The sequence below is a fragment of the Ruegeria sp. SCP10 genome (assembly GCF_040329495.1).
Taxonomy (GTDB): domain Bacteria; phylum Pseudomonadota; class Alphaproteobacteria; order Rhodobacterales; family Rhodobacteraceae; genus Ruegeria.
Genome location: NZ_JBDZYF010000011.1, coordinates 31,193 through 51,807 on the forward strand (window position 1 = coordinate 31,193; position 20,615 = coordinate 51,807).

A 20,615-nucleotide genomic window follows, 5' to 3' on the forward strand; every position below is an offset into this window, starting at 1 on the left:
GAATTTTTAAGTTTGAAGCATTATTGCTTGCCTGACGAATCTGCACCAGAGAGAACTCGGATCCATGACACCAGAAATTGCCCGTGCCAAACCCGCCAACCTGACCTGGGAAGACCCGTTCCTGATGGATTCGCTTCTTGAGGAAGACGAGCGGATGATCCGCGATGCAGCGCATTTATACTGCCAGCAACAGCTCGCCCCACGTGCGATTGACGCAAACCGCAACGAAATTTTCGACCGGACAATCATGGAAGAGATGGGTGAGCTGGGTCTGTTGGGGTCAACCATTCCCGAAGAATACGGCGGGGTCGGCGCGAATTACGTCTCTTATGGGCTTGTCGCGCGCGAAGTGGAGCGCGTCGACAGCGGCTATCGCTCGGCCATGTCGGTTCAGTCGTCATTGGTAATGCATCCGATCTTTGCCTTCGGAACCGAAGATCAGCGCCGGAAATACCTGCCGAAACTCGCCAGCGGCGAGTGGGTTGGATGTTTCGGACTGACCGAGCCGGACCATGGCTCGGACCCTGGGTCGATGATCACGCGCGCAAGAAAAACTGACGAAGGCTATTTGCTGAGCGGGGCGAAGAACTGGATAACCAATTCTCCGATTGCTGACGTGTTCATCGTTTGGGCCAAAAGCGACGCACATGGCAACAAAATCAAGGGCTTCATTCTGGAAAAAGGAATGAAGGGATTGGAGGCGCCCAAGATCGAAGGCAAGTTTTCATTGCGTGCCTCGGTAACCGGTATGATCCAGATGGACGACGTATTCGTTCCCGACGAAAATCTGTTGCCCGAAGTCTCGGGTCTGGCCGGGCCGTTTGGCTGTCTGAACCGCGCGCGCTATGGCATCAGTTGGGGCGCAATGGGCGCAGCCGAGGCTTGCTGGCACTCGGCGCGCGACTATACCATGGGTCGCAAGCAATTCGGCAAACCTCTGGCGGCGACGCAACTCATTCAGAAGAAACTGGCCGATATGCAGACAGAGATTTCTCTTGGACTTCTGGCGTCTCTCCGCTTGGGCAGAATGATGGATGATCACACGAATTCTGCCGAGCTGATCTCGCTGGTAAAGCGTAACAATTGCGGCAAAACGCTTGCCATCGCACGCGAGGCGCGGGACATGCATGGCGGCAACGGAGTATCCGACGAATATGGCGTGATCCGCCACGTCATGAACCTCGAGGCGGTCAATACCTACGAAGGCACACATGACGTGCATGCCCTTATCCTTGGCCGCGGACAAACCGGGATGCAGGCGTTCAAATGACAACAGATACAGGTATCGACTGGACCGAGGCGTTTGCCAACGCCAGTTACATTCCCGGAGGGATGGAGTTTCCGGCCCGCTGGGAACAACAGGCGGCTGCGTTCCGGAAATCAGCCAGCCGCGCCCAAATTGACATCGCCTACGGCAATCACCCGCGCGAGCGTCTGGATCTGTTCCTGCCCGAGGGAAAGCCAAACGGGCTCGCCGTGATCGTTCACGGGGGATATTGGCTGAATTTCGACAAATCATACTGGTCCCATCTGGCGAATGGTGCGCTAAAGCGGGGCTGGGCTGTTGCGCTCCCCAGCTATGTTTTGGCGCCAGAAGCTGCGATTGCAGATATCACGCAACAGATTGCGCAGGCGATCGCCGAAGCGGCGGCAAGGTGCGACGGTCCGGTTTGCCTGGCCGGTCATTCGGCGGGTGGCCATCTGGTGACCCGTATGGTTTGCGAGAACACGCCTTTGCCTCCTCAGGTCGCGGACCGTATCGCGCGTGTCGTGTCCATCAGCGGACTGCATGATCTGCGCCCGCTGCAATTCGCGCAATTGAATGAAAAGCTTTGCCTGAACACAGACAGCGCGGCTGCGGAAAGCCCTGTGCTTCACACGCCGGTCCCGGGGACTGATCTGGTGTGCTGGGTCGGCAATGATGAACGCCCCGAGTTCCTGCGCCAATCTGCTCTATTGGCGGAAACATGGCGCCGTGCCGGCGCAACAACACGGCTGCACTCAGAGCCCGGGCGACACCATTTCAACGTGATCGAGGATCTGTGTGATCCCGAGAGCGCACTTGTGGAAGCTTTTGTCGGAACCCGATCATGACTGTTTCTGTCTCATCACAAGGCGCCATCGCGGTCGTCACAATTGACAATCCACCGGTAAACGCGATCAATCAGGCCGTGCGGCAAGGCCTTTTGGATGCCTTGCGCCAAACCGGCGAAGACGCGTCTGTTCAGGCCGTCATCCTGATCTGTACCGGGCGGACATTCGTTGCAGGGGCGGATGTTCGGGAATTCGGCAAACCGCCACTCGAGCCGCACCTGCCTGATGTTCTCCGCGCCATTGAGGCCACCGGAAAGCCATGGATCGCCGCCCTACACGGCTCTGTTCTGGGGGGCGGGCTGGAACTGGCGATGGCATGTCGCTATCGCATCGCTGCTGAGGGAACAAAAATGGGTTTGCCCGAGGTCAATCTGGGTCTGATCCCCGGTGCAGGCGGCACCGTTCAATTGCCGCGCCTCATACCCGCCGATATGGCACTGGAGATGATTGCGGGCGGCAAACCGATCACCGCCGACAAAGCCCTCGCTGCTGGATTGATCGACGCTCGTACGTCGGGCGATCTGTTGCAGGCAGCCGTTGAGTTGGCTCAGAAACTGGAAACTGGCAAGCTGGACCTGCCGCCTCTGCAGCGGCCCGTCAAAGCGCCCAGTGACATGACTGCGTTTGAAGCGAAGGCCCAGGCGATCATAAACCGGGCCCGTGGGCAGAATTCCCCCGTTGTTGCGGTTCAGGCTGTGAAGAACGCTCTGACCCTTGCCCCCGATGACGCGCTTGTCGAAGAACGCAAGTCATTTCTGGCCCTCAAGGATGATCCCCAATCCGCCGCCCTTCGATACATCTTTTTTGCCGAACGCGGGACCATTCGTCCCGACCGGGTGAAGGCCCGTGCGCGCGGCAAGATTGAAACGGTCGGGGTTGTTGGTGGTGGAACGATGGGCGCTGGCATCGCTGCCGCCTGTATTCTATCCGGCCTGAACGTCGTTTTGGTCGAAAGGGATCAGGCCGCGGCCAATGCGGGCGCGACGCGTGTGACCGACACATTGGCCGGCAGCCTTAGTCGCGGTCTGATTTCGCAGGCTCAGTTTGAGAAAATGTCGCAGAATCTTGCTGCGACTACCGACTACAACGATTTTCGGGACGCCGATTTGGTCATCGAAGCCGTGTTTGAGGACATGACTGTCAAGAAGCAGGTCTTTGCCCAACTCGATACCGCCACCCGCCCAGATGCCATTCTTGCGTCCAATACCTCGTATCTGGATGTCAATGAAATCGCGCAATCCGTCCGCGACCCGGGCCGGGTGATCGGGCTGCATTTCTTTTCGCCTGCGCATATCATGAAGCTGCTGGAAATCGTCGTCCCGGATGCCGTGGCCGATGAGGTTCTGGCCAGAGCTGTCGGGTTTGGAAAAAAAATGGGCAAAACCTGCGTCCTTGCCGGGGTTTGCGACGGGTTTATCGCCAATCGGATCATGTCCGCCTATCGCCGTGAATGCGAGTACATGCTCGAAGATGGCGCACTACCTTGGCAGATCGACTGTGTAATGGTCGGTTTTGGCCTGCCGATGGGCATCTTCCAGATGCAGGATCTTGCGGGTCTGGATATCGCCTGGGCCATGCGCAAACGTCAGGCCGCGACCCGCGATCCCGCCCAACGATATGTCGAGATCGCCGATCGGATGTGCGAGCAGGGATGGTTCGGACAAAAAGCCGGGCGCGGCTGGTACATCTATGATGGCAAGACCCGTGCCCCCAACCCCGATGTCGAAGCGCTGATCCTGTCGGAGTCAAAGCGCAAGGGAATTTCCCGCAGGGTGATGAGCTCTGACGAGATCACGGAGCGCATTTTGCGCCGCATGCAATCCGAAGCGCAATCCATCCTCGACGAAGGAATTGCGCAGAACGCGCAGGACGTGGATGTTGTGATGGTGAATGCGTTTGGCTTCCCGCGCTGGAAAGGAGGCCCGATGTACCTTGCCGAAACCAGCGATTGCGGACAGAAGTAGTGTAGTCTCGGATCGCAGCCGTCAACCTTCTAATCTCGGTGCAGGCCCGATCCCTCTGCCCCGGTATCCTCGACAGTATTGGGCTGACGGCTGCTTTCGAACTTTCGCAGCAGTTCTCGCATCATATCAAGGTCGCTGCCATCGATGTTTTTGAACAGGGTATCGACTTCGTCCTCGTGGGCGCGGGCCATCTCTTCAAACTTGGATTGGCCGAGATCCGTCAGCGAAACCAACACGCTGCGACGGTCATCAGGGCTTTGCGATCGCACTGTCAGCCCGTCTTTTTCCATGCGTTCGACAACCGCCGTCACATTGCCATTCGAGACCAGCAGCACCTTGCCAAGTTCGCTCATTTTCATGGGCTTTTGATGTCGGTGCAATGCTGCCGCAACATCAAAACGGGGCAGAGTTGTATTGTACTGAGTTCGCAGAAATTCTCTCAGATGGTTCTCGGTTCCACGGGTGAAACGGAGAAGCCTGATCCACGCCCTCAGGCGTCTCCGTTTCAGGTCCTCGCAGTCATCGGTCATTCGTACATTCTCATCTCCGGTTGCCTGGTGGGCAACTACGTTGGCTTTCTACATCCATCTTATGTGAATTTACTTCAACCTTAAAGCTTTTTAGCTTGTAATGTTCATAGAACGCTGGTGTCGCCAAGTTGTCTGATGCAAGAGCAGGATCAGTAACCTGTCATTTGGGCGGCGGGGTCGGAAAAGGCTCCGCCGGTCATACCCGGCGGATACCGGCGTTATTCGTTTGCTTCGGGCGGCAGAAAATCGACGTCATGCTCGGCTGAGATCTTCACGACCTGCTCGACATCGGTTAATTCGTGAAGTTCTTCGAACAGATCCTTCAGCTTGCCCATGGGCGAGACCCAGAACAACGCGCGCGCCGGTTTGTCGGACTTGTTGAAATAGCCATGCGGAATACCGCGTGGCATTCGAACCAGATCACCGGCATAGGCCTTGGTCCAGACTCCATCCAGTTTCAGGTCCAGCTCACCTTCCTGCACGAGGATGAACTCGTCCTGCGTCGGGTGGATGTGGACAGGAACAAAATCGCCGGGGTTCGAGTTTGTCTCGAACGCAAACGTGGTCTCGCAGACGGCCTTTGGGTAATAAACCTGCCCCAGAATGTTCCAGGTCGTTTCTTTATATCCAACACCGTTCTTGGTGATGCCTTTTTCCAGATCTTTCATCTTGTCCTCCTCAGTTCATGTCTTGATACGATCAATTCGCCTTGTATTGCGGCGCGGATGCGAGAAATTCGCCATAGGCCGCTGCGTCCGGATATCGAAACTGTTCCGCCAGCGGATTGCTGCGTTTCGTTTTTGCCGCGCCCATATCCGCCAGCAATTCGTCGAAATGCTTGAAATGAAACGGGGCCGAGCACAGCCCGCCGTAAATCTGCGCCGCAGGACGTTCGTTGCGCCGCCAGTCCAGCATCATCTCGATATTTGCGTTCATCTCGGCACGCGAAGGCTGGTTCGCCAGCTGGCCATCGGCATAGCGCACCAACCAGTTGGCGATCATCTCGGCCGACAGGATTGTGCAGAAGCTGGAGTTGAAGCCGACAAAACCCATATCCGGCAGATCGGGATTCACCGATAGACGATAGACCCGGTACTGGCCGTCCTGTTCAATCAGCTTGTCCTGACACTCCCGCGGCAGGTAGGGCACGCCCAGTTTCCAGCCCACGGCCAGAACTGCCACGCCGCAGGGAACAAACTCGCCCGTCGTCAGCTTCAGCCCGTCATCGGTATAGCTGTCGAACGATCCGATCGTGGTCTGCAACTGGCCCGAGTTCAACGCTTCGAAAAATCCGGGCGTGACAATCGGAACGGAACAGGAGACATCTTTTTCGATCGGAATGTCCGGCACCATATTGTGCTTTTTCAAACCCAATTGCAGTTTGAGCAGCGTCTCAAGCCCTCGGAAATTCGCCCAGACGAACGGTTTGAACAAGGCCGCAACAGCGCGCCGAACGACGGATTTGCCCCATTGGTTGAACTGCTGCTCCTGCGCGCGCATATAGAGCAGGTGTTTGAAGTTGATCCCAGCGACGAAATAAGGGATGCGCCAAACATTCTCGCGATAGACCAGCCGCACAGATTTTGCGCCATTCTTCGTCGCATTCACCGCGATATCTGTTGCCGATTTCGACCCGCCCAGCACCACCACGTCCTTGCCCCGTACAATACCCGGGTCAGTATATTCGGATGAGTGCATCACCAGCCCGCCGCGCTTTGCAAACCTGTCCTGACCTGGATGTGTTATGATGTTCTTTTCCGAGAACTGACCAGTGCAGACGGCGACGAAATCGAAGTCCTCACGCTGTTCAGCCCCGTCCGTTTCAATCGTCAGCGTCCAGCCCGGTTGTCCGTCTTTGCGACGTTCCATCGACTTGATGTTTCTGTTCAGCCGAAACAAACGTGCCAGATCATGTTTTTCCGCGTAGGACAGCAAGTAGTCGTGCACCTGCGGACCCTTAGGCCATTCGGGATAGTCCTGCGGCATCGGGTGGTCAGTATAACAATAGAGATCCTTGGGTGATTGCGTCTGCACATCTGGATAGGAACGCGACAATTCCCAGACGCCGCCGAAATCATGACTTCGCTCGAACCCGGTTACATCGTGGCCCCTCTCGGCAAATGCTTTGGCGGCGGCTAACCCGCTCACCCCGCCCCCGATCACCGCAACCGATTTCCGTCTTGCTGCGCCTGCCGACATAAACATTCTCCCTGCATGTGCTGCGTTTGGCCGAGTGTGCAGGAGGTTTGCATATCCGTTTATCCAAAAAACGAACCATTCTGCGTCCAATTAGTTCAGGCTTGAAATAAACCGGCTGCCTGTTAGCCTGATCGCAGGAGTTCTTAAATTTGGCGCGCACATCTCATCAGAAAACTTCTGGTCTCCTGAACCGATTCCCGTTGTTTCAAACGGGTGATCTTGATGAGGCGCGCAGCTGTGTCGCTCAGAAATTCTGCGATCACCGGCTGGAACAGCTTGGCCGCTGCCGGACGCTGGCGGTGACGCATAATCATGTGGCGGGGCGCGAGGTTTCGCTGAACTATCTGCACTACGGTGCGGATGTGCAGATAGATCCGGGCCTGCTCCGATCTTTCTATCTGCTGCAAATACCGTTGTCGGGCCATTCAAACGTGATCCATCGCGGCGAAGAGGTTCTGTCGGATGCCTCGATCGCCACCCTGCTCAATCCCGACCGCGAAACGCAGATGACTTGGCAGGGTGAGTGCCGAAAGCTGATACTGCAGATCAGCAAATCCCACCTTCAGGCGGTCGCCGAAAGCCTGAGTGGCGCTCCGCTGCCCGGACCCGTGCGTTTTGACACGCGCGTCGATCTGAGGTCTGCGAACGGCATTCGTCTGAAACGGATAGTGCAGGCCTGCGCCGCTGCAACGGACCGCGGTGATCTGAGTCTGGGCGATGGAAACGGCACAGACCTTAAGGTCGAGATGGACCTCGCCCAAGCTCTGCTGACCCTGCAACGTAGCAACATCTCACATATTCTTGACAAAGCCGACACCGGGCCGACCCCGCGCGCATTACGGCTTGCAGTAGAGTATATCCACGCAAATTTAGCCGAGCCGATCACACTGAACGACATCGCGACGGTGGCCGGTGTGAACGTGCGCACCCTGCAAAAGGGATTTCGTCAGCGCTATGACCTGACGCCAATGCAATATCTCAGGAATGCGCGTCTGGACGCGGCACACTACCAGCTGATCGTTCGGCAGAACGAACCCAGCGTCACTCAGGCAGCCTTTGGAAACGGTTTCTCGCATTTAGGTCGGTTCTCGCGAGACTACAAAAGACGCTTTGGTGTTTTACCGAGCCAACGAGCAACATAGACGCTCTTAAGGCTGTCTGCTGTCATTGCAACGCTTTAGCACGTCGAAAGAACACGATGATTTTTGTGCCAACTAGCAACAGCCGCGCGTTTGAGGTCGTTCTTTCTTTGCTCGGGTTCGAGATTCACATCCGCACGACGCAATCGGCTGAAATGTGGGTCAGGATAGCTTTAGCAGCCTTTATAAGAGTCCTCGCAAATGACGACTGCCGCGTCGGGATACGTGACATTCATGATCGACTTCTCCGGCTTAGTTACGCGTGGGAGTTACCCTAAACCAAGCACCGACCGAGCGTGACTATCGAAAGTTACTCGGCACTTCAATTGTCGTAACGTAGGAGGTCGCTGTGGTGGCGCCGAAGCCCGCTGCCTGGCAGCGCATGCTTGCATGTGCAAAAAGGGAGGGCCACATGAGGCCCCGCTCGACTTGGCATTGGCACGCCATGGCAGCCCGGCGCCGAGTGAGTTCCGCAATGCGGGTGTGCACGCTGCCCCGGGTCTCTAGCATCAAAACAACTGTGGCGAGTTCGAGTCGTTATCTGGCTGCGCCTTCAACTTGCCCGCCGCTACCGGTGCTTGAACCGGTGGCGCACTTCGGTAGCGACCGCTGCGAGCGCAGATCCGTAGTTTTTGTGTGGCCCGCCAGCTCCCTTCGTTACTTACCTTGGAAAGAGGAGCCCGTTATGAAAATCATTGCGCTTGATGTGCTTTGCACCTTTGCTCAGGTGGCGATTCTGGAGAATGGAAAGTCCGAGATGCCGGTCGCCTCGAGCTTGAACGAGAACACATCCTGAAGCTTGCAGAGCGGCTAAATTTGGAGGACGAGGTCGTTCTGGAAGCGACGGACAACACATAGGATAAAGTGCGGCTGCCGTTCTCGCTTGTGGGTCGTGTTATCGTCTCAAATCCACTGCTCGTTAGCACCATCGCTTGGGCGGGGGTGACTTGATCATTCTCGACCACCTGCTCGGCCAAAAAAGTCGGTGGGACACGAAATCCTCCGTGAACGCGGTGCTTGATTCTTGTTCCTGCCACCTTATGCGCCTGACGAAACCCGATTGAGATGGCGTTCTCAAAGCTCAAATCTCTGATCCGAAGGACCACCGCGCGGACATACGACGACCTGTGGCAGGTGGTCGGCCACGTTTGTGGTCTCTTCACAGACGACGAAAGCTACAATTTCTTCAAAGCCGCGGGATACTGATCGAATTTAACGCAAAACGCTCTAGTTAACCAACACTTCGAACTGTTTGAATCGACCGATACCGGACGTGAATTGGCCTTTGCAGATCACCTGCAACAATTCGATCCGAGCAAGCATTGCCGTGGCCTAGGCAAAGGAATTGAAGCCGAGCATCGGGCGAATTCGACCTTTCTTGAAACGATGACTTTGTATCTTGAAGCCGATGAAATCTGAGACTTGGAACGCCGCCCCTGTTTGGGGCGGCGTTTGCTGTTTTGGTTGCGCAGATTGGCCTATTCGGCGGCCTGTATCTCTGTGTCGTCATGCTTGTCACGCAGGCCGTCACGGAACAGCGCCTTGGCCAATGAGACACACATCAAGCCCATCACCAGGGTGAACGGCAGCGCGCCGATGATCATCGCGTTGCGCAGTGCATCCAGCGGGTTGTTGTCGCCCGCCGCCAGGAACAGCGTACCGATCACTGCCGTCAGGATCAGACCCCAGATGATGCGGTGCTTGATGCCCGTCTCCTGGCTGCCGCCCGACATGATCGTGTTCATCACCAGGATGCCCGAGTCTGCCGAGGTCACCAGGAAGGTCATGATCAGGATCACGCACATCACATTCAGCATCGACAGCAAACCACCATCAATCATGTAGGACAGCGTCACGAACAGCTTGTTGGTGTTCGACGCGCCGATGATCGCGCCTCCGGCTTCACCAGCCAGCTCCAGATCGATCGCGGTGCCTCCCAGAACCGTCATCCAGGCAAAGCACACCAGCGCCGGTGCAAAGACGCAGCCCAGGATGAACTCGCGCACGGTGCGGCCCTTGGAGATGCGGGCTAGAAATAGCCCCACAAACGGCGAGAACGCGATCCACCAGGCCCAATAGAACGTGGTCCAGCCCGACTGCCAGCCAAACTGGCGGCCCTGCTCACCGGCGGCATAGGCCGCAGCCAGCGTTGCTTCGTCCAGCTCTGCGGCAGCGCCTTCAAGGCCACTCTTGAAGCCGTCAAAGCTGCCCCAGGCATTGGTTGCACCACCCATCAGGGCATCCGCATGGGCCTGCGCTTCGGCAGGCAGGGCCGCCGCAAAGGCTTCCGCAGACAGCGGGCCATAGGCGCTAAAGCTCAGCGAGATGAAGTGCAGAATGTAATCCACCAGCGCCGTGCCATAGGTGGTCATCGCAAAGACGAACGAACCAAACACAACGAACGTGACCAGCAGAATGATCGATAGAACCAGGTTCAAGTTCGACAGATACTTCACGCCCCGGCCAACACCCGACACAGCCGAGATGATCGACAGGCCCATGATCACAATCAGACCGGCAATCAGACCCACTTTAGACGGGGCCGGAACCTCGCCGCCCAAATCCATGATCCACTCCATCCCGGTGATCGCATAGACCCCGTCAATGAACTGGCTGACACCAAAGCCGATGGTCACCGACACGCCCAGGATCGTTGCCACAACGCCCAGAACGTCAACTACATGGCCCAGGACGCCGTTCATCAGCTTGCCAAACAGCGGCGTCAGCGCCGCCCTGATGGTCAGCGGCATGTTGCGGGTATAGGCGTAGTAAGCCAGCGACAGGCCGGTCACCACATAGATCGCCCAGGCGTGAAAGCCGTAATGCAGATAGGTGTAGCGATAGGCCGACTGCACCGCCTCGGGCTCATTGCCCGCAACGTCGCCCGCAACCACCACAGGGTTCGACCCCCACAGGCCCAGCGGTTCAGCCGTGGCAAACACCATCAGCCCTACACCCAGACCGGCGCCGAACATCATCGAGAACCACGAGAAGTTCGAGAACTCGGGTTTCTCGCCCTGCGTGCCCATGATCCGCTTGCCCGTGCCCGGCAGGATCGCAACCACCGCAAGAAAGAAGAAAAACAGCCCCACAATCACCACGTAAAAGCTGTTGAACACCTCAAGCAGCTTGAAGTTCCAACTGCCAAGGGTGCTGTTGGCATTGGCCGGAAACACCAAAGCCCACAGCACCAGCGCAACCATGATGCCCTTGCTGATCAACGCAATCGGAACGCTGTTATTCTCATAAAAACCGCTATCCGCCGTCTTTATCTCCAAATCCGTAAACGGTTCCTTTATCGACATCAGTTTCCTCCCGTGTTGGTAAATGTCGCGCCCCAAAACTCTCTGGTTCAACCTTGTGGCATTGGGATTCTTGGCCGCGCCGACGACTACAGCGCCAGGACCAGACGATCTGATTTTGCCCGCGAAACGCAGGTGCACATGAAACTGTTCGAGGCCTGTTCCTCCGGGGTGAGGATGCCATCTCGATGATCGACCTCGCCTTCGACGACATCAACGATGCAGGATCCGCACAGGCCTTCGGAGCACCCGAAATCCACGTGCACACCATTCGCCTTGAGCACCTCCAGAATGGTGTCATCGGTCGAGACCGTATAAACCGCGCCGCTGGACTGCACTTCTACCTCAAAACTGTCATTCGGCGCGTGCTCGATATCGGATGCGGCGGCGAAGCGTTCGAAATGGATCGCGCCGCCGCGCAGGGCACTGCCCGCCTCAAGGATCGCGTTCAGCAGCGGTTCGGGCCCGCAGGTGTAGACATCGCTGCCCATCGGCATCGACTGCATGACGGCGCTTAAATCGAACTGACCGTCGGTGTCGTCGCAATGTAGATGGTACCACTCATCCAGCCCTAGATTGCGGAACTGAGTATCCATGGCGGCATAGTCGCGCGAGCGAACCAGATAGTAGACGCGGAAATCCTGACCGCTGTTCAGCAATTCGCGCGCCATCGCCACCAGCGGCGTCGCGCCGATGCCTCCGGCGATCAGGGTGACATGACGATCATGGCTTTCGAGACGGAAATGATTGCGGGGGCCGCCGAGTTCGACAACGGTCCCCTCGTCCATCGTATGCATGGCCGCGGAACCGCCCCGCCCGGCATCCTCGCGTTTGACGGCAACGTTGAGCCTGCGCCCGTCCTGGCTCCAGTCCCAGATCGAATACTGGCGCACCATATCATCGCTCAGATGCACATCGATATGTGCGCCTGGCTCAAGCCCGGTAAAGCGCCCGTCCGCGACCTCGAAGCAGAAATCGCTGGTATCGGGGCTAAGCGCCGTTTTGCGAACAAGACGTGCGGATTTGGTGTCCATCAGATTTCCTCTTTGCTTTCCCAGGCCGCCAGCTTCAACCGCGCCCTCACTCCAAGCCCAAGAAAGGGGTCCGGCGGGTTGAGCGACGGTGTGTTCGATACAGCATACATCTGCTTCAGCAGGTCACTTTTGTGGCCCGAGGCCGCCTCAGCCAAAAGCCGGCCTGAAATGGTGCCACGCGCAACGCCGACACCATTGTGGCAGGACGAGTTCCAGACATTCTCGGATACTTCGCCAAAATAGCTAACGTGATTCCGGGACAGGCCGCAGACCCCGCCCCAACTGCTGGCGAAGGGCACTTTGTTCAGCATGGGATAGCGCTTGTTGAACGCCTCGCGGTGCTTTTCGCGCATGCGGTCAAGCTCGGTATCAGCGACACCATAGTGCCCGGCATAGTCGTATTGGTTGCGCACCAGCAGACGCCGGTCGCGCGTCATGCGCAGAGTGGTGCCGCCGGGATCGGCAGGGGTCAGGCCCCAGTCAAGCTGACCGCCATAAGCCTCGATCTCGGTATCGCTGAGCGGGCGTGTCATCGAGGCGAAGGTGATGACCGGAACGATACGGTTTTTCAGCAGACCGAATTCGGGCGTGAACGCGTTGGTGCACATCAGGGTCGAAGCCGAGGCAATCTCGATCAACGTGCCCTGACAGCGCAGCGTGATGCCAAAACCACGCCCTTCACGGGCAAAGCGGACTACCGGGCAGCCATCCATCAGAGTCACGTTTTCTGGAAGGGATCTGGCAAGGCCGCGTGTCAGGCGAACGGGATTCATCAGCACGCATCCTGGCGTGTGGATTGCCCCGGCATAATAATCCGTTCCGACAATGGTAGCCACCTCAGCCCGGTCCATCACAGTGTATGGTTCGCCAATCTTGTCCAGCGCCTGGGCAAAGGCGCGCATTTTGCCGGTGCCTCGTTTCTGCACTGCCCCCTGCAGCTTGCCTACTTGAGACCAGTCACACGCGATATCGAACCGTTCGACATGGTTTTTCAGGTCTTTGATGGCTTGAGTGTTCAGTCTGAGTATTGATGCCAGCCGCACGGGATCGGCGCTGTCCAGATCAAACTTATGCGGCAGATCGATGATAAAGCCCGAATTGCGGCCCGAAGCGCCCCACCCCACAGGTTTGGCATCGATCAGCGCGATTTTGGCGGCGGGGTTCATCTCTGCCAATCGGCGCGCGGCAGCAAGGCCGGTGAAACCAGCCCCAACGACCGTCCAGTCGAACCAGTTCAGCCGATCATAATGCCGTGCGCTTCCGATGACGCTCAGTTCGGCGGGCTCAACCCAACCTGACGGGGTGTCATTCGGCGGAAGCCGATCTACCGCTCCAAAACTATGAGGCATTTCCACCCTCCCAATTTGGCGTTGCACAACATAGCAAAGGTGGCTGGTCTTCAACGGTAAAAAAACTCATACTCGCATGAAGCAACCTAACCTGTAGCCACATTCGAAAAGCCAAATTTCATGTCGAGACGCCACTACAACTTGCCGCCGCTGACCACCCTTTCGGCGTTCGAGGCCGCCGCGCGCCATCTCAGTTTCAAGGATGCTGCTGTGGAACTATCGGTCACTCCGGGCGCCGTGAGCCACCAGATCAAAGCTCTGGAAGGTGAATTGGGAACTCCGTTGTTTCAGCGTAAACACAGGGGTGTGGATCTGACGGATGAGGGCAACGTGCTGCTAGAGACGCTTTCCACGTCTTTTAGCAGAATCTCGAAGTCCCTTGAAACGATCCGGGAGGGGGTCACCAGCGACAAGGTAACCGTTGGATCGACGACGGCCGTGGCGGCGCTTTGGTTGTCGCCATCGATAATTCGGTTCTGGCGCGACACACCGGATCTGAACGTCAATCAGGTGTCCCAGGACCGACCGTTTCGAAACCGTCCGGACATCGATTTTTTCATTCGCTACGGGCGCGACGGTGACCGTTCACTGCATCATACCCCACTATACCGGGATCATCTGGTTCCCGTCGCAAGTCCGGAATTGGCTCAAAAGCTGACCGGTGCCAGTTTAGACGTTCTGGCGAAACAGCGGCTGATACACCTGGACACAGAGGACCGCACGTGGACCAGTTGGGCCGACTGGTTCCAGCAATTGGGTTATAGTGGATCAGTTCCGGTTGAAAGCCGCGTGAATAGCTATTCCGTCGCGTTGCACCTTGCCCGAAAGAGTGCCGGCCTGGCACTTGGATGGCAGCGGCTAATCCAACCTATGCTCGCTTCGAGAAAACTCGTACCTGTCGGCCCACATCAACTAAATGCACCCAATCAGTTCTATTTGGTCGGTCGGCCTGATGAGGAGCTGTCCGACAGTGCGCGCGCATTGAAAAAGTGGATCATAGAAGAGGTTCGCGCAACTACGGTTTAGGTCAAATCAACTCTGGATGAGCTTTTCTGATATTGAGATAATGCCCTTTTTTCCGCCAAGTCAGGTCAAACGCGCATGATTCCTACTCAACTCAAATTCAGGAGAGCTCGATGAACAAGCATAGCCCGCTGTCGTCCGTCCTTGTAGACGTGAACACCGCAAACGGCCTGCCGAACGCACATTATATCGATCCAGCCATCTTTGCCGAAGAAAAGCGTTCGGTGCTGTATGCGAACTGGTCGGGTATTGGCTTTGGCAAGGACGTCCCGGAAGCCGGTGACGCTAAGCCGGTGGATTTTCTGGGCCAACCGTTGCTGATCGTTCGCGATCGTGACGGCTCGATCGGGGTATTCCAAAACACCTGCCGCCATCGCGGCATGATCCTTGTCGACAAGCCGCAGAAAATACGCGGTGCGATCCGTTGCCCCTACCATAGCTGGTGCTACGGCCTGAACGGCGAGCTGCGCACGACCCCTCATGTCGGTGGCCCCGGACAGAACACCCACGAAGACGTCAAGCTGAGCGAACTGGGCCTGATCCGTATCCGCTCCTACGTCTGGCGTGACGTGATCTTCGTTAACGTTGACGGCAACGCGCCCGAGTTCGAAGAAGTTCATGGCGAGTTGATGGAGCGTTGGACCGAATTCGACAAACCGATTTTCCACGGCGGCGAAAGCTCTTCGTTTAAGCTGGAAGTCAAAACCAATTGGAAGCTGGCGGTCGAGAACTACTGCGAAAGCTATCACCTTCCGTGGGTGCATCCGGGCCTGAACAGCTATTCCCGTCTGGAAGATCACTACAATATCGAAAAGCGGGGCCACTATTCCGGTCAGGGCACGCTGGTCTATCGCCAGCTGACCGATCAGGACGGCAACAAGCTGCCCGACTTCGATGACCTCAGCGATAAGTGGGACGAAGGCGCGGAATACATCGCCGTTTACCCCAATGTTCTGCTGGGTGTTCAGCGCGATCACGGTTTTGCCATCGTTCTGGAAGCGGTGGATCAGGAAAACACCGTCGAGCATATCGAGCTGTATTACGCCAAGAGTGAGCGTGAGACGCCCGAGCATGACGGCCTGCGCGCCTCGAACGCGCAACTGTGGAAAACCGTGTTCGAAGAAGACGTCTTTGTGGTTGAAGGCATGCAGAAAGGCCGCCACGGCGAGCTGTTCGACGGTGGTCGTTTCTCGCCCGCCATGGACGGACCGACACACAACTTCCATCACTGGGTCGCCACGCAGATCGAAAAAGGTCGGGCGGCGTGAGCGATTTTATCAAAGACGGGCTGGCCAGGAATTTCCTGGCCGGTCAATGGGTCGAAGGCGATGCGGGTGCCGTGATCGCAATCGAAGACCCTGGAAATGAAGAGCATGTTGCCGATTGCGCACAAGCGGGCGAAGCATCGCTCACTCAGGCGCTTGAGGCCGCGCGCGCCTCGTTCGAGCGGGGCGATCTGGCGGATATGCAGCCCTCGGCGCGCGGGCGGTTGATGATCGGCATCGCGGCTGAAATTCGCGGAATTGCTGGCGAAGGCGCACAGTTGCTGTGCCGGGAAAGCGGCAAAACGCTGGAAGCAGCCCATGACGAATTTGAAGAGGCCGCGCAGTACTTCGAATATTACGGCGGTGTGGCCGACAAGATCGAAGGCAAGTCCATCCCACTGGGTCCGGACTATGCCGATTACACGGTTTTAGAACCTTTCGGCGTGTCCGCGCAGATTGTCCCGTGGAACTTTCCTGTTTCCATCGCGGCACGGTCGCTGGCCCCATCAATGGCGGCAGGCAACTCGATCATCATCAAATCCCCGGAACTGGATCCGATCGGGCTGGCCCTGCTGGGTACGGCACTGCAACGCGCTGATGTGCCCGCCGGAGCGGTTTCTATCCTGAACGGTGTCGGTTCCGATCTTGGGGCAAGACTGGTCGCCAGTTCCGAAGTGGATCAGATTGTGTTCACGGGCTCGGTGCCGACCGGTCAGGCTATATTGCGCTCTGCTGCAGATACCGTGACACCGTCGCTGATGGAGTTGGGCGGCAAGTCGGCTGCCGTTGTGTTTGACGACGCCGATCTGAAAACGTTCCTAACCAGCCTGCAAAGCGGCATCTTCTACAATGCCGGTCAGGTCTGCTCGGCTATGGCACGCGTGCTGGTGCACCGGTCAATCTATGATCAGGCCGTGGAACGTGCGGCTGAGCTGTCCAATGGGTTGAGCGTTGATCACGGTTTGAACAACCCCGAGCACACGCCGGTCATCTCAGCGCTACAACTGTCGCGCATCGAGGAGATCACCTCGACCGCGCGCCAGGATGGCGCACGGATCGCCGCAGGCGGTGCCCGGCTGGAGCGCAAGGGGTATTTCATGGCCCCTACTATTCTGGCCGATGTCGACCCGGCAAGCCGCGTCGCGCAGCAGGAAATCTTTGGCCCAGTCACCTGCTTTTCGCCATTCGAAACCGAGGCTGAAGCCATCGCCATGGCAAACGGGACCGAGTTCGGTCTGGTTGCCGGTATCTTTACACGCGATCTAGCGCGCGCGCATCGCGTCGCACGCAAACTGCGGGCCGGTCAGGTCTTTGTAAACGAGTGGTTTGCAGGCGGGATTTCCACCCCATTTGGAGGTGTGGGCAAATCCGGCTTTGGCCGCGAAAAGGGGCTTGAGGCGCTCTACAATTATGTCCGTACCAAAAACATAGCCATTTCTCTGAAGGGATAGCCATGGACCGCGATGTACTGGACCGCGACTTGCTGGATGCGCATGAAAGATATGATCAGGAGGCGCTGGTGCGCCTCTACACGATTGCCGCGGACGAGCGGGAACTGGCGCAAGACATTGATGCCGCTTGTTTTTATTTGACCCACGCTTTTGTCTTTGCGCTGGAAGCCGGCGCACCGGAAGCCGACAATCTGAACCAGCGTCTGGCTGAGCGTGGCCGGGCGCACAGGCTGGAGTTCTGAGCGATGCCAGCGCAGCTTATCAAGGGCGACCAGATTGAGATGACCCATCGCGGCGGCCCCCCGGGGATTGGCCGGGTGGGCCGCGCAGTTTCGTCTGACCTGAGCCCAACCATGGCGGCGGGATTTGCCGAGTTTGATGAATGTGCGATCGCGTGGACCGTCCACTATGACGAAATCGTTTATGTCATCGAAGGCGAGTTTACGCTGACCACCGATGATGGGGTGATCGATGCCAAGTCGGGTGATGTGGTCTGGGTTCCGAAAGGGACGAGGCTTGAATATGGAGGCAGGAAAGCCCGGATTTTCTATGCCGTCCAGCCGGGCAACTGGCGCGAGGTGATGGAGGCCCGGCAGACCTAACAACATGCGCGGTGCCCTGCGGTTTCCGATCCCGAAGATATGAACGCCAGGCTGAACCTCTGGTCGGAACGGGGCTCTGTTGACGTGTTCGAAACAGTTACGGACCTTATTCGACATATGACGAAAAGCAGGCAAGGTCTGACGCGACACAGCAAATCAGGGAGATGAAATGCGTACAGAAGCACAGGCGGTAGTGATCGGTGGTGGGGTGATCGGGTGCTCGATCCTTTATCATCTGACAAAACTGGGGTGGTCCGATGTGGTGCTGCTGGAACGGGATGAGCTGACCTCAGGCTCGACATGGCACGCCGCCGCGAACATCCACGGGCTGCATGACAGCACCAATATCAGCCGCATCCAGCACTATACGATGAACCTGTATAACTCGCTGGAAGAGGAAACCGGCCAAAGCTGTGGCGTGTTCCAGCCCGGCTCGCTGTATCTGGCACAGACCGAAGAGCGCGAGCATCAGCTCAAGCTGCAGGCCGCCAAAGCCAAGCTCTATGGCATGAACTTCTACGAAATCAGCGTTGAAGAGGCGCAAAAGCTGAACCCGCTGGTCAATTATGACGGCATCCGCTGCGTGATGTTCGAACCCGATGGCGGCAATGTGGACCCGTCCGGCGTAACAAACGCTTACGCGGTTGGCGCGCGGCAGCGCGGGGCCGAGATTCACCGCTTTACCCCCGTGACGGCGACCGAGCAGCAAGAGGACGGCACCTGGACCGTCCGAACGCCCAAGGGTGACATCCGCACCCCTTGGGTAGTGAACGCTGCCGGATTGTGGGGGCGAGAAGTCGCCAAGCTGGCCGGGATCGAGCTGCCGCTGCAGCCGACCGAACACCAGTATTTCGTGACTGAAGCCATGTCGGATGTGCAGGCCCACGGCACCCGCCTGCCCTCAGTCTCGGACCGGGATGGCGAATATTACCTGCGTCAGGAAGGCAACGGCCTGTTGGTCGGCGCTTATGAAAAAGACATGAAGTTCTGGGCCGAAGAAGATACGCCGCTGGATTTTGCCCATGACCTGTTCCCCGACGATCTGGAGCGGATCGAAGAGAACATGATGAACGCCATCGAACGTCTGCCCGCCGTGGGTGAGGCCGGGATCAAGCGGGTTATCAACGGGCCGATGATCTGGTCACCGGATTCGAACGTCCTAATGGGGCCGGTGCCTGAGGTTGACGGCTATTTCTGCTGCAACGGTATTATCCCTGGCTTTTCACAATCGGGCGGCATGGGGCTGATGGCGGCGCAGTGGATCATCGAAGGGGAAACCGAATACGACATGTTTGCCTGGGACATGGCGCGGTTCGACACTTGGGCCACGAAAGAGTTCACCAAAGCAAAAGTGCAGGACCAATATGCCCACCGCTTTGCGATCCACTTCCCGAACGAGGAACGCAGCGCAGGCCGCCCGGCCCGTGTGCGTCCGATCTATGAGACACAGAAAGCCATGGGCGCAGTCTTTGGCCTGAACGTCGGCTGGGAACACCCGCTGTGGTTCGCGGATGAACCGGGCACCGTGGATACCAACGGTTTCACCCGCCAGAACTGGTGGGGCCCTGTGGGCGAGGAATGCAAGATGCTGCGCGACCGTGCGGGCATCATCGATATCTCGAACTTTGCCAAATACATCTGCAACGGCCCAGGGGCCGCCGATTGGCTGAACGCGGTCTTTGCCAACAACATGCCCAAGGCGGTTGGCCGGTCCTGCCTGACGCCGCTGATCTCGAAACGCGGCGGTATTGCCGGGGACTTCACCGTCACCCGCGTGGCCGAGGATGAGTTTTGGATTATCGGTTCGGGCATGGCCGAGCGCTATCACAAGCGGTTCTTCAAACAGGTTCCGCTGCCCGACGGCACCACGTTCGAAAGCCATACCGAGGCGATGTGCGGCTTCAACGTCGCGGGTCCCAAATCGCGCGAGATCCTGCAGCGCCTGACCAACACCTCGCTGGCAACCGAAGACTTCCCCTTCATGCGTTCTGCGAAGATCGAACTGGCGGGGGTCGAGGTTCTGGCCCTGCGCGTGTCCTTCACAGGTGATCTGGGCTGGGAACTGTACTGCAAGACCGAAGATCAGGCGCGTCTGTTTGAAGCGTTGCTGGAAGCAGGCAAAGAATTCGACGCAGGCCCGGTTGGAAGCCGCGCGTTGATGTCGATGCGGATGGAAAAAGGCTATGGTTCGTGGAGCCGCGAATACAGCCCCGAATACTGGCCGCATGAGGTGGGTCTGGACCGACTGTGCAAATTCGAGAAAGACTTCCTGAACAAAGAGGCCGCGCTGAAGGTGCTGGACACTCCTGCGCGCGAACAATTGGTGCTACTGCATCTGGACGAGTCCGACGTCACCGCCTCGAACGCCGACGCAACCGGCGGCGAGCCGATCTTCAAGAATGGCGAAGGTATCGGGCGCGTCACCTCGGGGACCTATGGCTACACCGTCGGCATGTCGCTGGCGCTGGGATACGTCAGGAATGCTCAGCCCGGCGATGAGGTCCAAGTGATGGTGTTGGGACGTCCTCACAAAGCGATTATTTTGCAAGAACCGCCCTTTGACGCTCCGGGCAAGATCCTGCGCGGATAAGCCAAGGTGGGTGGCTGAAAATAGCATAAACCGGTCCCGAGGGACCGGTTTTTCAATTTTGCGTTTATGTATA

General features: G+C 57.6%; 16 protein-coding genes. 10 read left to right on the forward strand and 6 right to left on the reverse strand.

All coding sequences use genetic code 11. The annotated features are described in order from the left end of the window. The first annotated feature begins 64 nt into the window (after positions 1-64). From ABLN87_RS18135 to ABLN87_RS18145, 3 genes are read left to right on the forward strand one after another with little or no spacing between them, the layout of a single operon-like run. Positions 65-1,270: an acyl-CoA dehydrogenase gene (locus tag ABLN87_RS18135; RefSeq protein ID WP_353012952.1), complete on the forward strand. Its 1,206-nt coding sequence runs from the start codon at positions 65-67 to the stop codon at positions 1,268-1,270. Next, positions 1,267-2,094 carry an alpha/beta hydrolase gene (locus ABLN87_RS18140; protein ID WP_353012954.1) on the forward strand — a complete coding sequence of 276 codons (828 nt, stop codon included), beginning with the start codon at positions 1,267-1,269 and terminating at the stop codon, positions 2,092-2,094. Before ABLN87_RS18135 ends, ABLN87_RS18140 begins: the two co-directional genes overlap by 4 nt. Continuing rightward, a complete protein-coding gene (locus ABLN87_RS18145) occupies positions 2,091-4,058 on the forward strand; it encodes a 3-hydroxyacyl-CoA dehydrogenase NAD-binding domain-containing protein (RefSeq protein WP_353012957.1) in 1,968 nt (655 codons plus the stop codon). Before ABLN87_RS18140 ends, ABLN87_RS18145 begins: the two co-directional genes overlap by 4 nt. 29 nt (positions 4,059-4,087) lie before the next feature. Here the strand turns inward: ABLN87_RS18145 and ABLN87_RS18150 are convergent, their stop codons facing one another. The 3 genes from ABLN87_RS18150 to ABLN87_RS18160 form a co-directional block, all read right to left on the reverse strand. Beyond that, a complete protein-coding gene (locus tag ABLN87_RS18150; protein WP_353012960.1) occupies positions 4,088-4,588 on the reverse strand; it encodes a MarR family winged helix-turn-helix transcriptional regulator in 501 nt (166 codons plus the stop codon). Positions 4,589-4,806: 218 nt separating this feature from the next. Next, a complete protein-coding gene (locus tag ABLN87_RS18155) occupies positions 4,807-5,256 on the reverse strand; it encodes a cupin domain-containing protein (RefSeq protein WP_353012962.1) in 450 nt (149 codons plus the stop codon). A 31-nt stretch (positions 5,257-5,287) separates the two neighbouring features. Continuing rightward, a complete protein-coding gene (locus ABLN87_RS18160; RefSeq protein ID WP_353012965.1) occupies positions 5,288-6,787 on the reverse strand; it encodes a flavin-containing monooxygenase in 1,500 nt (499 codons plus the stop codon). Between the two features lie 149 nt (positions 6,788-6,936). Here ABLN87_RS18160 and ABLN87_RS18165 point away from each other — a divergent pair, with 149 nt between their 5' ends. Beyond that, entirely contained in the window at positions 6,937-7,929 is a 993-nt protein-coding gene (locus tag ABLN87_RS18165) for an AraC family transcriptional regulator (protein ID WP_353012967.1), read from the forward strand. A gap of 1,475 nt (positions 7,930-9,404) precedes the next feature. Here the strand turns inward: ABLN87_RS18165 and ABLN87_RS18175 are convergent. The 3 genes from ABLN87_RS18175 to ABLN87_RS18185 form a co-directional block, all read right to left on the reverse strand. Beyond that, on the reverse strand, positions 9,405-11,231 hold the full coding sequence (locus ABLN87_RS18175) for a BCCT family transporter (protein WP_353012970.1): 1,827 nt from the start codon (positions 11,229-11,231) through the stop codon (positions 9,405-9,407). Positions 11,232-11,317: 86 nt separating this feature from the next. Further along, positions 11,318-12,262, reverse strand: coding sequence for a PDR/VanB family oxidoreductase (locus ABLN87_RS18180; protein ID WP_353012973.1), 945 nt, complete (start codon positions 12,260-12,262; stop codon positions 11,318-11,320). After that, on the reverse strand, positions 12,262-13,611 hold the full coding sequence (locus ABLN87_RS18185) for an NAD(P)/FAD-dependent oxidoreductase (RefSeq protein ID WP_353012976.1): 1,350 nt from the start codon (positions 13,609-13,611) through the stop codon (positions 12,262-12,264). Before ABLN87_RS18185 ends, ABLN87_RS18180 begins: the two co-directional genes overlap by 1 nt. 120 nt (positions 13,612-13,731) lie before the next feature. On the opposite strand from ABLN87_RS18185, the gene ABLN87_RS18190 reads away from it, so the two are divergent. From ABLN87_RS18190 to ABLN87_RS18215, 6 genes are all read left to right on the forward strand, one after another. Continuing rightward, positions 13,732-14,637, forward strand: a complete 906-nt coding sequence (locus tag ABLN87_RS18190) for a LysR substrate-binding domain-containing protein (protein WP_353012978.1) — start codon at positions 13,732-13,734, stop codon at positions 14,635-14,637. 110 nt (positions 14,638-14,747) lie between these two features. Next, positions 14,748-15,902 carry an aromatic ring-hydroxylating oxygenase subunit alpha gene (locus tag ABLN87_RS18195; RefSeq protein WP_353012981.1) on the forward strand — a complete coding sequence of 385 codons (1,155 nt, stop codon included), beginning with the start codon at positions 14,748-14,750 and terminating at the stop codon, positions 15,900-15,902. Beyond that, positions 15,899-17,350, forward strand: a complete 1,452-nt coding sequence (locus ABLN87_RS18200) for an aldehyde dehydrogenase family protein (protein ID WP_353012984.1) — start codon at positions 15,899-15,901, stop codon at positions 17,348-17,350. The genes ABLN87_RS18195 and ABLN87_RS18200 overlap by 4 nt, the downstream gene beginning before the upstream one ends. Before the next feature lie 2 nt (positions 17,351-17,352). Then, positions 17,353-17,592, forward strand: coding sequence for a hypothetical protein (locus ABLN87_RS18205; RefSeq protein WP_353012986.1), 240 nt, complete (start codon positions 17,353-17,355; stop codon positions 17,590-17,592). Between the two features lie 3 nt (positions 17,593-17,595). Next, a complete protein-coding gene (locus ABLN87_RS18210) occupies positions 17,596-17,952 on the forward strand; it encodes a cupin domain-containing protein (protein ID WP_353012989.1) in 357 nt (118 codons plus the stop codon). 169 nt (positions 17,953-18,121) lie between these two features. Further along, complete coding sequence (locus tag ABLN87_RS18215) at positions 18,122-20,542, forward strand: GcvT family protein (protein ID WP_353012992.1); 2,421 nt, start codon at positions 18,122-18,124, stop codon at positions 20,540-20,542. Positions 20,543-20,615: the final 73 nt, after the last annotated feature.